Raw genomic sequence first — 13154 nt, 5'->3', positions numbered from 1 at the left:
AACAATGTCTAAAGCGTAACATAAATATCTTAAATAGTCTATAAGTTCCGATATCCTTTTTGGGAACGGAACTTCAAGGGAATTTAATAGATTATTGTTTGATATAGTCAATTTAGATATACTGTATTTTAATAATAGTTCCGATACTCACCATTATCGGAACTTTTTTATAGGAGGAGATATTTTGAAAAGAAATTGGGAATTGGATGAGTTAATTGATCACTTCACCTTAATGCCTGATGAATTAAAATTGATCCAAACGAAAAGAGGAGATACAAAACTAGGGTTTACTGTATTGTTTAAATTCTTTCAATATGAAGCAAGATTTCCATACCACAAAAGTGAAATACCTAAATCATTAATTCACTATTTAGCAAAACAATTATTTTTGAATCCAGATGTTTTTGAACAGTATGATTGGACTGGAAGAACCATAAGCTATCATCGAACAGAAATACGTAATTATTTTGGCTTTCGAGAAGTTGAAAAACAGGATATAGACGAAATGGTTGATTGGCTCTGCAAATCTGTTCTATATCATAATCATGAACTGAACTTTGTAGAAGATCAAGTCTACAAAAGATTCCGGGAACTTGGAATTGAGCCCCCTGCCCCTGATCGGATGGAACGTCTCATTCATTCCGCTGTTAATTCTTATGAACAACGTTTTTTCAATGCTACGTATAATAAACTATCAAAACCAACATTAGCAAAGCTAGATTCACTGATTGAAAGTATAGCAGATATGGAAGATACCACTGAAGAAAATTCACCTACAGACAGTCTTTCTTTTAATGAATTAAAATCTGATCCTGGACGGGTCGGTTTAGATACAGTCTTTAAAGAACTGCAAAAGCTACATACCATTCGCCAGCTTAATCTACCTCATGATCTATTTAAAGAAATCCCACCTAAGATTATTAGGAAGTATCGCCAACGAACAGCAACTGAGGATATTAGTGCATTAAGAAGACACCCTGAGCCAATTCGTTATACGCTGCTTTCTTCCTTCTTTTGGCTTCGAAATATGGAGATCACAGATAACCTGATTGAACTTTTAATCCAAATCATCCATCGAATTAATGTAAGAGCCGAAAGGAAAGTAGAAAAAGAGATATTAAATGACTTACGTCGCGTAAGTGGCAAAACTTCGATACTATTTAATATGGCTGAACAAGCTTTGAGCAATCCGGATGGAATTATAAAAGAGGTATTATATCCTGTTGTAAGCGAACAAACGTTAAAAGATTTAGTAAAAGAATTTAAACATACAGGACCAGCATACAGAGAAAAGGTACATACGGTAATACGTTCATCTTATAGTACGCATTACCGTCGTATGGTTCCTCCTATTTTAAACACTTTAACGTTTTGTTCTAATAATGAAGTTCACCGTCCTGTCATTAAGGCTTTAGATCTAATTAAATCCTATTCGGATTCCGGTATGCATTATTTTCCTACAACCGAGGATATCCCAATAGATGGTGTTATTCGCTCAGTATGGAGGAGCCTAATTATTGAAAAAGATGAAAATAGTGACGAGAGAATTAATCGCATTAATTATGAAATCAGTGCATTACAATCCTTACGAGATAGGCTCCGTTGTAAGGAAATATGGGTAGAAGGTTCTGATCGTTACCGAAATCCGGATGAAGATTTACCACAAGACTTTGAAGAAAGGCGGGAAGAGAATTATAAAGCGTTAAACAAACCTCTAGATGCTGAAACATTTGTGGAGAATATTAAAAGTGAAATGATGCGGGCTTTAGAAAAACTAAACAATAGGATACCCAAAAATCCAAGCGTACGAATCACTACGAAAGGAAATGGATGGATCTCCGTTTCACCGTATGAACCGTTACCAGAACCAATGAACTTATCACGTCTTAAAGGTGAAGTTATGAAACGGTGGCCAATGACGAGTTTACTAGATATATTGAAAGAAACGGACTTAAGAGTAAATTTTACAGATCAACTGAAAACCGTTGGAAACAGAGAAATTCTTGATCGAAAAACGATTCAAAAAAGACTGATCCTCGCTTTATATGGGTTAGGGACAAATGCAGGTCTTAAAAGGGTTTCAGCCGGAGAACACGGCGTACGTTACAACGATTTATTATATGTACGTAAAAAATTTATACACAAAGATAATTTACGAAATGCAATTGCAGAAGTCGTAAATGCAATTTTGCAAAGTAAAACAGATGAAATATGGGGAGAAGGAACAACAGCATGTGCATCTGATTCTAAAAAGTTTGGAGCATGGGATCAAAATTTGATGACCGAATGGCATATAAGGTACCGTGGCCGCGGTGTTATGATCTATTGGCATGTGTCAAAAAATTCAACTTGTATATATTCTCAGTTGAAATCTTGTTCATCCTCCGAAGTTGCGTCAATGATTGAAGGATTACTTCGTCACTGTACGGATATGGACGTACAAAAAAACTATGTAGATACACATGGCCAAAGTGAAGTTGCTTTTGCATTTTGTCATTTATTGGGCTTTCAGTTAATGCCCCGATTAAAATCGATACACAGTCAAAAATTATATCGACCAGATGTAGGAATGACTGATTCCTTTCCAAATCTACAACCGGTATTGACTAGACCGATTAACTGGGAGTTGATCAGGCAGCAATACGATCAAATGGTTAAATATGCGACAGCACTTCGATTGGGAATTGCAGAAACTGAAGCGATTTTGAAACGTTTTACCAGAAATAATATGAAACACCCTACTTATCAAGCTTTAAGTGAGCTGGGAAAAGCCATTAAGACCATTTTCCTTTGTGAATACCTTGATTCAGAGGAAATGAGAAGAGAAATACATGAGGGATTAAATGTTGTAGAAAACTGGAACTCTGCAAACAGTTTTATCTTCTATGGAAAAGGTGGAGAAATAGCGACAAATCGATTGGAAGATCAAGAAATAGCAGTTTTATCCCTTCATTTAATCCAAAACTGTCTAGTGTACATTAACACATTAATGCTTCAAAATGTCTTATCGGAAAAGACCTGGTTTGATAAGATGACAACTGAGGACTTCCGGGCATTAACGCCATTGATTTATACTCACGTTAACCCCTATGGAACCTTTAGATTAGATATGACCGAACGAATAAAATTAGAAGGTGATTCCGCATGAGTTTAAATAGAACTCCAGCCAAAAAGAAAGCGAAAGAGCTTACTAAATATCTAAGAAGTGAACGACCGGACTATGATTATCTCAAAAAGATCTTTCAACATCTACGAGATGAATTAGAAGTTGATATACCAAAAAAAACAGAAAAGCTTCCTTATGTCCCAACAGAAGAGGAGTTAAGACGTTATTATGAGGTTGTCTGGAAAGCTAAAAACTTTCAAGACATGGTGATTGTTAGAACCCTTCTTTACACTGGAGTAAGGGTAAGCGAATTAATAAATATTAAACTGTCTGAAATAGATTTTGACAGATGCCAAATCCGGATTAACCAAGGAAAGGGGAAGAAGGACAGAGTCGTCCCTTTCCCACATTCTTTTAAAGAGTTATTGGCGATGCATTGCGCAAATATGGAAAATAAACATGCTGCTTATCTATTTGAATCTTCTTGGAATAAAAAATACACGGATCGGGGTATCCGTAAAATATTAGCTAAGTATTCTGAAAAGGCTGGACTATCCCAATCATTGTCTCCCCATAAACTACGCCACTTTTTGTTAACTTGGCTAAAAAAGCAAGGTGTGGACGATGCGCTAATTCAACCCTATTCAGGACACAAGAGCAGAAAGTCACTCGAGGTTTACTCTAGATTGGCAATTGAGGAAGCACAAAATGAATATAATAAAGCTATTAATAAATTTCCAATTTAATACATCTTATTGCGGGTAATGACAGTTACGCTGTTGCTACCCCTAATTGATGAGTTAGCAAAGGGAAAAGCGATGGAAAAGATTTTGCGGAAATGATAATTAATATTTCGATCATTTGAAAGAACTACTTTCAAATGATCGAATGTTTTCCTGGAATGTTGGCGTGTCCCCTATATTTAACAATGTAAAAATAAAGTTCCCCATCTATGTTATATAGGGCGGTTTTTGAACGTAGAAAAGGCATTGATTTCGTTATCAATGCCTTTTTCGTTGTATTATATTCAGCTGGTTTGAAGCCTTATCCAGGTTCTTACCTAACTGTGAAAGAGATCAGATCATCTTCTTCATCCCACATTTCCGGCATTCTCTGAGAAAAATGCCGTCTTTCATAGAGCTTTTAAATTGAGCATTGTTACAGTTATCACAGCGGCCGGCAATAATGTCGGGGTGTTCCTTATAGTCATAAACAATGGTAAGATCGTATTCTTTCTTCTCTTCCATAATGGTCACTACTCCTCATTTAGCTTTAAAGCCAGGTATATCACATTCCAAATAGCCGAGCAAAAAAGCCCTTTTTCTGTTCAGGTGAGCCATTATCCGGCTTATCATCCAGGTTTTTATCCAGCCTTTCATTTGTAGCAGCCATTAATTTCTTTGCTTCTCTCGTTTCATTGAGCGACTCCATTAGAAGCCTGTCCCGTTCAATGGTCCCTCGTTCAGCTTGCTGCAGCCGCTCCATAAGAGATAGATTAAATTTCTCCTGGTTAGCCAAGTGCTCCTTGATCTCTTTATTTTCTTGGCGCAGAGCGGAGATTTCTTCCCTTAATCCCCTGATTTCCTCTGCCAGCAACTCACCAGCTGATTTTTCGGGTTCTGGCTTAAAGGACTCACCGCCCGTCGCAAAGTAATGTCCGATTTGCCGCATGGACCAGCCTTGCTGGCGGTGAAGCGCTTTGATCTCCTTGAACCGCTCGATGCCGTCTTTCCGGTAAACATTATATCCGCTGCTGTTTTTCTCATGAGGTATGTAATCACGGAGTTCTTTAAACCAGTTCCTAACGACGTTCGGTGTCTCGTCTATAAAGTTGGCTACTTCTTTGATGGTAAAGGATTCATCCAGGTGATCATCTTGGTTATTATCCAAGTTTTCTAACTCTGGGTTTTCGGTTTTGTCCATGTTTACAACCACCTTTCTAACTTAGGTGCTAACCTAGATAACGCGGTTAAATAGGATGGGTAATTAATTTTACTCAGCTTTTTAACCAAGTTAAATATCTGGGTTTTTAAATACTTATCCAAAGAACGAATCGATATTATATAAACTTAAGTATAAAGGAAAAACTATCTTTCTAAAAGAGCAAAGAATCTTTTTAAAGTTGGCTGCTATGGGAGAGCAATGGGTGGAGCATGAAATGAATTTCTTAGGTGCTAATAGCAACAGTTCAATTAGATGAAAATCAACCTGACTAAAATAACCGAATGAGAAAGAATTCATCGTTGGTTGTCTACGTGAATATTTAGAGAGAGCGCTTAGGGTGTCTAGCAGGTAGTGTTGGTTTTTCTCTTGTTTTTATTATAGATATCAAAATTAGTTTTAACATGGGTAATAACCTAGATAACCTGGATAAAACGGTTGGATAATTAGTTTTAACCAAGTTTTTAACCAGGTTTATTAACCAGGTTTTTAATTTATAAGAACTTTTGTTCTTAATTCACTTCCTCCTCAATTCACTAAGGTGCTACTATTAAACTGAGGGTAATTGAAGGAGGGGAATCTATTGTTCAAAAAGCTTTTTTTCTCATTGATGGCGGTGCTGCTGTTTTTGGCTAACATCCCAGCTGCAAGTGCCAACAGCTTCCCGGACGTTACTTCCTTTAAGGAAGAAATTGAGTTTCTGACGTCCAAGGGAATTATCCAAGGGCATGAAGATGGAACATTCAAGCCGAGGGATCCGGTGACCAGGATTCAAGCGGTGCAGATGATTTTGAGAGAGAAAGGAGTCGCTGATTTTTCAGGTGCAGCGGATCCTGGGTTCATTGATGTAAGGCCGGGGCATTCGAGATACGGGGAGATCGCCAAGGCGGTCGAATTGGGTTTTATTGATGGAAAGGTGAATGAAAAGGGAGAGAAGTACTTCGATCCTTACAGCCACCTGACTAGAGCGCAGATGGCCAAGATCTTGGCGCAGGCTTACAATTTAGAAGGGACTTATCCTAAAAAATTTATTGATGTGCGCGATGATCATTGGGCGCGAGAGTACATATACGCTCTGGCTGCCAATGGTATTACGGAAGGTTATCATGATGGCTCGTTCAAGCCGGCTGCAGATTTAGAGCGCCAGCACTTTGCAGCGTTTATGGCCCGGCATCTGGATGATACTGGAGCGGCTGTGCCGGATATGGCGGTGCATTTTATTGATGTCGGACAGGGAGACTCAATCTTCATCCAGACACCGAGTGGAAAAACGATATTGATCGACGGAGGAAAGCGCTCAGCCGGTGAGAAGGTTGTTTCTTACTTGAAGCAGGCCGGGGTGGATTCGATTGATGTAATGGTGGCTACACACCCAGATGCTGATCACATTGGTGGTTTGATCGATGTGCTGGAGGCTATTCCGGTGAAAAAGGTACTGGACAGCGGAAAGGCACATACGACTGAAACATATTACGAGTATTTGAGCTTGATTGACCAGAAGAATATACCTTTTGAGGTGCCAGAGACGGGACAGGAACTGGCGATCGATCCGGAGCTAAAGGTGCAGGTGTTGAACTCTGGTGATCGCAGTTCAAGTGATAATAACAAGAATTCGGTTGTGTTGAAGGTTACTTTTGATGAGGTAAGCTTCCTTCTGACCGGTGATGCGACGGTAGAGGTGGAGGAAGACATGATCGCTACGTTTGATTTAAAGAGCACGATCCTGAAGGCCGGCCATCATGGCGCGAATACAAGTACATCTCAGGCATTCGTGAATGAAGTGCAGCCAGAAGTGTCTATCCTGTCATATGGACAAGGCAATTCTTACGGCCACCCGACAGACGAGGTAGTGAACAGATTACAAGCGGCGGGATCTGAGATCTATTCCACAGCAGAGAGCGGAGACATTGTCATCGAAACGGATGGACAATCTTATGCGGTATCTGCAGAACCATGGGAAGGACCGGGACCGATGCCTGGTCCAGTAACCGGTGATGTGCGGATTGTTTCAAAAGATGTGTCTAAAGAGATCGTTGCCATCAAGAACTTTGATAATGTGGCGATTGATATGACCGGTTGGCAATTAGTCAGTGTGGAAGGGAATCAACGTTATGAGTTTCCTGCTGGGTACGTCTTGCAGCCAGGCGCGACGGTGTACGTAACCGCTGGACCGAATGCTGCAGACCAGCCGCCAACGTATTTGAAATGGACAGGCTCTTATATTTGGAACAACAGCGGAGATGCCGCTCAATTACTTAACAGTGCAGGAGAGATGATCAGTGAATTCCAATAAATATACGCTTGATCGGTATGAAGAGAATGTCGGCGTTTTGCTTTTAAAAGGCGATGAATCGCAGGAGCTGCTTGTTGATAGGGATAAGCTGGCTGGAGCGAAAGAAGGCGATATTTTGCTAGTGGAGACGGACGGAAGCAATGAAGTTTTAAAGGTAACGGTGCTGGAGGAAGAGACAAAGGTGACGAAGGAGAAGATTGAGGGGCTTTTGGAGATGTTGAAGAATAAGAAGCTTTAAGAAAGAACAGTTTTCCGTTATAAGATATCTTATATTGTAAAGTGAGGAATTAGGTGATTTCGACATAAGGATATAGCATAGAAAAAAGACAAAGGAGGCCGGGAGGGAAACTCCTGCCCCTTTGTCTGTAAACTCGAAAGGCTTTCTCTTTCAAGACTCTTTTTATCCTACTAAGGAGAGGTTCATTGGTTGGCCAAGCTTAGAAGCTAGATTACTGATTAAAAAAGTCAGAAGGAGCTTGTTAGTTAGACTTAACTTTTAATAACTCTTGCTCCTCAACTGGCTCTTTTTTGAACTTTTGGACAATGAATGCTATTGAGATACCAGTCAAAGCAATTGTATCAGTTATCCAACCGCTATCAAGAAACAGCAGTGAAGAGGCAATAAGTATTATCCTCGGTATCCAGCTCCATGTTTTGATTAAATATCCTTCCAGTCCTGCAACCATGCATCCTACACCAACTATGGCGGTTAGTATAGAAAGAATAATTTGACTTGTAGAGGCTTGTAATAATAGGCTTGGTGAAAAAACAAACATAAATGGGATAATGGATAATGTTTCCACTTGAATAGATTTTGCTTTTCCATACTGATCACGTCCTTTTTTAGAGTACTAGTATCAGTATGTCCAAGATTTAGAGATTATTTGCAAGTATCTTGCAGTTTTTGCACCAGAACCTTTTTATTTGTTATCATCCTTACCTTTTTTGTTGCTGGCCTATCGCTCGTTTTGACGGACAGTACGCCTATTCAAGTCGTGGAGTATTGGGGCGGGGGATTCTGGAGTCTATTGGCGTTTACGATGCAAATGGTTCTTGTTCTTGTCACCGGCCATACACTGGCAAGCAGCCCGATTTTTAAAAAAGGGTTGGGAAGCCTTGCTTCAGTTCCAAAAACTCCGGGGCAGGCGATTGTTCTTGTTTCCGTTGTTTCGCTGCTGGCCTGCTGGGTCAATTGGGGGTTTGGTCTTGTGATCGGCGCTTTATTTGCGAGGGAGCTGGCAAATAAAGTCGACGGGGTGGATTATCGGCTGCTGATTGCCAGCGCATACAGCGGCTTTCTTGTATGGCATGGCGGTTTATCTGGTTCTGTGCCGCTGACGATCGCTACGCCCAAACATTTCTCAGAAAATCTCATCGGCATTGTGCCGACAAGTGAAACGATTTTTTCTGCCTACAATTTAGTTATCGTTGCTGCGCTGTTTGTCCTCATTCCCTTGATGAACCGTCTGATGATGCCGGCAAAGGATCAAACAATCACCATCGACCGTTCCTTGCTGGAGGACGCGAATTCGCTGCAGGCCGCGGCCGTTGAGGCCGATGCGCTAACGCCGGCTGACCGCTTGGAAAACAGCCGTCTTCTCTCTATGGTGACAGGGGCGTTAGGACTGTGCTTCTTGGCTTTATATGTGAGAGAGAACGGCTGGAATCTTAATTTAGATATTGTTAATTTTATCTTCTTATTTTTAGGGATTTTACTGCATGGCACACCGAGGCGTTTTTTAGAAGCGGTAGGAAACGCGGTCAAAGGATCAAGCGGGATTATTATTCAGTTTCCGTTTTATGCAGGCTTAATGGGAATCATGGTTTCCTCAGGATTAGCGACGGCATTGTCTGAGGCTTTCGTTTCCATCTCCACAGAGAGCACCTTTCACGTTCTTGTCTTTTGGAGTGCCGGTCTCGTCAACTTTTTCGTTCCGTCAGGCGGCGGACAGTGGGCCGTTCAGGCGCCTGTTATGCTGGAGGCCGCGCAAAGCATGGACGTATCTATGGCAAAAACAGCCATGGAGGTCGCTTGGGGCGATGCTTGGACGAATATGATTCAGCCGTTTTGGGCTTTGCCGGCATTGGCAATTGCCGGGTTGAAGGCAAAAGATATTATGGGATTTTGCTTGATTATTTTATTTGTGAGCGGCGCGGTCATTTCTTTAGGTTTCTTTCTCTTGTAAATACCAAGTCAAGTGAATAAAGGAAGAAGAGCTCCCCAATATGAGGGGAGCTCTTCTTCCTTTATTCATCCAGCCTCTGTTTCAAATATTTCATGCTTAAGAAAGCCGCACCTAGAGAAAGCACGGAAATGATCAGCGGCGAAACCGGATCGGCTGCCCCAAATTCAGTGTCAGATGATAGCGGCACGGAAGGGGCGGTCAAATCCGGAGTATAGAACGCTGTGAGCACGAAGCCGGAGCCGATTTGCAGCAGGACATATGCCAGCACAAAGATGCCCGTGAACAGTAAATAGTTTTTCATCGCCATTCCCCCCTTTTTAGCGGATGTATGACTAATAATTTACCATATTTTATTTTTTTCAATTTTTAAACAGCTCCTTAGATCGGCTTTTTCTATATGCAGTGATCTGGGCAGCATGTGCCTGTTGGCTAAATGGTTAAAGATGGGCGCCCCTAATGAGTATGATTCCAGGACATCGAGGGTAAATGAGAGTAAGCCTGCTTCCTCATTTGGAGGAGGTCAATGGACAGTATGGTTTGTCTATTTATCTAAATTCCATAATGAACTGGTTGAATCCACAAGTTTTTTCCTCTATAGTTTGTAAGGTCAAATGCTTTCATAGAAACGAAAAAGTTTGTTAAATTTAGGGAAGGCACAAAAGATCAAAGGATAGATTGCACGTTTATATCTAAAATAATGATTATCTCGTGCGAATGAAAATTGTTAAAAGTCGGGTGAGAGGAATGAAAAAGGTTTTTCAAATTTATAAGGATGACTGGAAAAGAATTTTCAGTGTACCAACCGGGATTCTGCTCACCATAGCCATTATGTTTTTGCCATCTGTTTATGCTTGGGTGAATATTAAAGCGATGTGGGATCCTTATCAAGATACCTCGGGACTGAAAATCGCCGTAACCAATTTGGATAAAGGCGGAGAAGTCAGGGGTAAGCAATTAAATGTCGGAAAAGAAGTAGAGGAGAATTTAAAGAAAAATAAAAAGCTGGGCTGGACGTTTGTTTCTCAGGAAGAGGCAGAGCGCGGCGTCAAGCATGGAGACTACTATGCCAGCTTATTAATTCCTGAAGACTTTTCCAGCAAAATGGCCAGTGTGCTGTCCAAAAATCCGGAGCGGGCAGAGATCGTGTACACCGTGAATGAAAAGCTCAATGCGGTAGCACCGAAAATTACCGGAAAGGGTGCAGCGAGCATCGTTGAGGAAGTAAGTGAGAACTTCACTAAGGAAGTGGACCAGGCGGTGTTAACCGAGTTCAACAAGGCCGGAATTGAGCTGGAAAGAGAGCTGCCGACCATCCGCCATATCGAGAGCAAAGTGTTTGCTTTAGAAAAGCAGCTGCCGCAGTTAAAGGCAATGGGCAACAAAATCATCGCCCTTGATGAAAAGATGCCGGAGCTTAAAGAAAAAAGCCAAAAAATTGTCGAGCTGGAGAAGGAACTGCCAAAAATCAATGAAGTCGGCAATAGTGTTTTAAAAGTAGAAGAGAACCTCCCGAAATTGAGGGAGGTAGGAAACGAAATTTTGGTCATTCAAAAAAAGCTGCCTGCGATCGAGCGGGCAGCCGACAAAGTAGTGGAAATCGATAAAAACTTTTATCGGATTGAACAAGCGGTGGATAAAGGCATTGAAGACGCACAGAAGGCCAACAAAATTGTGGCGGCCGCCCAGCAGGAGCTGCCTAAAGTAGCGAAGATTGCCGAAGGAGGAAGCGCGTTTGCCAATGAACTCAATGACTTCCTGGAGAAAAACGACGGAGCGTTTGAGACAGTTGCACCGGTTATTAAGCAAAACTTAACACTCATGCAGCAAATAGCTGATTCGGCGGTTCAACTGACAGAGGCGATCCAAGCGGAGGACTTTGATCCTCAAAAGGCGGTTAGTTCAGCAGAATTTACTAAGGAACGCCTGCAAACAGGGGTGGCGATCATTGACCGGACGGTGAGCCTGCTGACGAAGCTGAATGAATACGCGGAAGGCAGTCCGTTAACCGGGACGATTGAACGCTTAAACAATGTAAAGCAAAATTTCCAACAGCAAATAGAAGTGCTGAACAAGATAGAGAACGCGATTAAAAACGGCGAACAGCCGGCAAAGGAACTGGTCGATCAGCTGAATCAGCTGGCCACCTCCGCAAGCGGCACGTTAGGGGACATTTTGGCGATCTATGATACGGATATTGTGCCAAGAGTCAATCAGGCGCTGAGCAAGCTGAAGACAGCGGCCAAGACGTCTTCTCAAGCTTTGCAAACAGCCAAAGAGAAACTGCCGGATATCCAGCAGGTGTTAAAGGAAGCTCAGTCCAGTGTTCAATTTGGACTGGAGGAATTACAAAAAATCAAAAAGCGGCTGCCGGGCATTCAGAAGGAAATTCATGAGGCGGCTACAGCTATATCAGGCAAAATGGATGATTTTACAACATCTGTGAATGAAGCGGCTGTATTCGTGAAGAATGATTTGCCATCTGTGGAGAAGAAAGTGCATAAAGCGGCGGATTTTGTGCGAAATGATCTGCCGGCCGCAGAGAAGGAAGTGCGGAAGGTATCTCGTTTAGTTCAAACGAAGCTGCCTGAAATGCAAAAATCCGTTCATCAGGCGGCAGAACTGATCCGGACGGATTTGCCGGAAATGGAAAGCTCGATTAAAGACGCAGCTGATAAAATTCGAAAGTTTGAAGGCGAAAGAAACTTAGGCGACATTATTGAGCTGCTAAAAAATGACGTAAAGAGAGAAAGTGACTTTTTAAGCAAGCCGATTAAGTTAAAAGAAGAAAAACTATTCCCTGTTCCAAATTATGGATCAGCGATGTCGCCATTCTATACAACGCTGTCTTTATGGGTCGGGGCGATGCTGCTGATTTCCTTGTTCCGGACAGATGTGGTGGACCCGGAAAATCAGTATACGGTCTACCATGTGTACTTTGGAAGGTTGCTGACGTTTTTGACGATCGGCGTGTTCCAGGGGCTGATCGTCAGCCTGGGTGACGTTTTTCTGCTCCATGCCTATATCGTGGAGAAATTCTGGTTTGTCGTCTTCGCGGTCATCACAAGCATTATATTCGTGACGATTACGTATACGCTCGTTTCTGTTTTCGGAAACATTGGGAAAGGGCTGGCCATTATCTTTCTCGTTCTCCAATTTTCCAGCTCGGGCGGAACCTTCCCGGTCAGTCTGACACCGGAATTTTTCCAAAAAATTAACCCGTTTGTTCCATTTACGTATGCGGTCAGCCTGTTGCGGGAGGCCGTTGGGGGCATGCTGCCGGAGGTTATCAGAAAAGATTTATTGGCCCTGCTCTTCTTCTTCATTCTGACGATTTTATTCGCGCTGGCACTGAAGAAGCCGTTAAGCGGGATCACCAAAAAACTGGCAGAAAACGCCGAGAAAACAAACATACTTTCTTGATTTTCCATCCAGCATCCGAAAAGCGGACCTTTGCCCGCTTTTCGGATGCTTTTTTAATTGGGTGACGTACAGGAACGGCATAACGTATAAAATGTCTGTGCTTCAAATGGAACCTCATGGTGCTAGTATAGTTTTATGGACAGCTTTTAGTTAACTCTCTATCATAAAAGATACGAGAGGAAGTGTCCGATATGAAACAAAAAAAGAA

General features: G+C 41.8%; 10 protein-coding genes. 6 read left to right on the top strand and 4 right to left on the bottom strand.

Features of this window, described 5'->3' with window-relative positions; genetic code table 11:
• Positions 1–184 precede the first annotated feature (184 nt).
• Complete coding sequence (locus tag QY97_RS13780; protein ID WP_039238146.1) at positions 185–3148, top strand: Tn3 family transposase; 2964 nt, start codon at positions 185–187, stop codon at positions 3146–3148.
• The gene (locus QY97_RS13775) at positions 3145–3852 is read left to right on the top strand and encodes a tyrosine-type recombinase/integrase (protein ID WP_039238144.1); all 708 of its coding nucleotides are present in this window, start codon (positions 3145–3147) and stop codon (positions 3850–3852) included. Before QY97_RS13780 ends, QY97_RS13775 begins: the two co-directional genes overlap by 4 nt.
• Positions 3853–4182: 330 nt before the next feature.
• On the opposite strand, the gene QY97_RS20695 is transcribed toward QY97_RS13775, so the two are convergent.
• Positions 4183–4353, bottom strand: coding sequence for a hypothetical protein (locus QY97_RS20695; protein ID WP_099098564.1), 171 nt, complete (start codon positions 4351–4353; stop codon positions 4183–4185).
• Between the two features lie 40 nt (positions 4354–4393).
• Positions 4394–5029 (bottom strand): MerR family transcriptional regulator, encoded by a 636-nt coding sequence (locus QY97_RS13765; RefSeq protein ID WP_052728979.1) that lies wholly within the window; start codon positions 5027–5029, stop codon positions 4394–4396.
• Between the two features lie 601 nt (positions 5030–5630).
• Between QY97_RS13765 and QY97_RS13760 the strand changes: the two genes are divergently transcribed.
• On the top strand, positions 5631–7340 hold the full coding sequence (locus QY97_RS13760; RefSeq protein WP_052728978.1) for an S-layer homology domain-containing protein: 1710 nt from the start codon (positions 5631–5633) through the stop codon (positions 7338–7340).
• On the top strand, positions 7327–7578 hold the full coding sequence (locus tag QY97_RS13755; protein ID WP_039238139.1) for a DUF3006 domain-containing protein: 252 nt from the start codon (positions 7327–7329) through the stop codon (positions 7576–7578). Before QY97_RS13760 ends, QY97_RS13755 begins: the two co-directional genes overlap by 14 nt.
• Positions 7579–7819: 241 nt before the next feature.
• Here QY97_RS13755 and QY97_RS20490 read toward each other — a convergent pair whose 3' ends face one another.
• The gene (locus QY97_RS20490; RefSeq protein ID WP_157761903.1) at positions 7820–8143 is read right to left on the bottom strand and encodes a hypothetical protein; all 324 of its coding nucleotides are present in this window, start codon (positions 8141–8143) and stop codon (positions 7820–7822) included.
• 81 nt (positions 8144–8224) lie between these two features.
• Here QY97_RS20490 and QY97_RS13745 point away from each other — a divergent pair, with 81 nt between their 5' ends.
• Positions 8225–9526, top strand: a complete 1302-nt coding sequence (locus tag QY97_RS13745) for a short-chain fatty acid transporter (RefSeq protein WP_039238136.1) — start codon at positions 8225–8227, stop codon at positions 9524–9526.
• A gap of 61 nt (positions 9527–9587) precedes the next feature.
• Here QY97_RS13745 and QY97_RS13740 read toward each other — a convergent pair whose 3' ends face one another.
• Positions 9588–9827 (bottom strand): hypothetical protein, encoded by a 240-nt coding sequence (locus QY97_RS13740; protein WP_046128756.1) that lies wholly within the window; start codon positions 9825–9827, stop codon positions 9588–9590.
• A 443-nt stretch (positions 9828–10270) separates the two neighbouring features.
• On the opposite strand from QY97_RS13740, the gene QY97_RS13735 reads away from it, so the two are divergent.
• Positions 10271–12946, top strand: coding sequence for a YhgE/Pip domain-containing protein (locus tag QY97_RS13735; RefSeq protein ID WP_039238134.1), 2676 nt, complete (start codon positions 10271–10273; stop codon positions 12944–12946).
• Positions 12947–13154 lie beyond the last annotated feature (208 nt).

This window comes from Bacillus thermotolerans, from assembly GCF_000812025.2.
In the GTDB taxonomy this organism is placed as follows: domain Bacteria; phylum Bacillota; class Bacilli; order Bacillales; family Domibacillaceae; genus Quasibacillus; species Quasibacillus thermotolerans.
The sequence above is the reverse complement of the archived record's forward strand: the minus strand, read 5'-3'. Positions and strand labels throughout refer to the sequence as shown.

Coding starts and splice junctions, on each gene's coding strand:
- QY97_RS13765 (WP_052728979.1), bottom strand. CDS start 5,029: ATGGACAAAACCGAAAACCCAGAGTTAGAAAACTTGGATAATAACCAA.
- QY97_RS13740 (WP_046128756.1), bottom strand. CDS start 9,827: ATGAAAAACTATTTACTGTTCACGGGCATCTTTGTGCTGGCATATGTC.
- QY97_RS13735 (WP_039238134.1), top strand. CDS start 10,271: ATGAAAAAGGTTTTTCAAATTTATAAGGATGACTGGAAAAGAATTTTC.
- QY97_RS20695 (WP_099098564.1), bottom strand. CDS start 4,353: ATGGAAGAGAAGAAAGAATACGATCTTACCATTGTTTATGACTATAAG.
- QY97_RS13775 (WP_039238144.1), top strand. CDS start 3,145: ATGAGTTTAAATAGAACTCCAGCCAAAAAGAAAGCGAAAGAGCTTACT.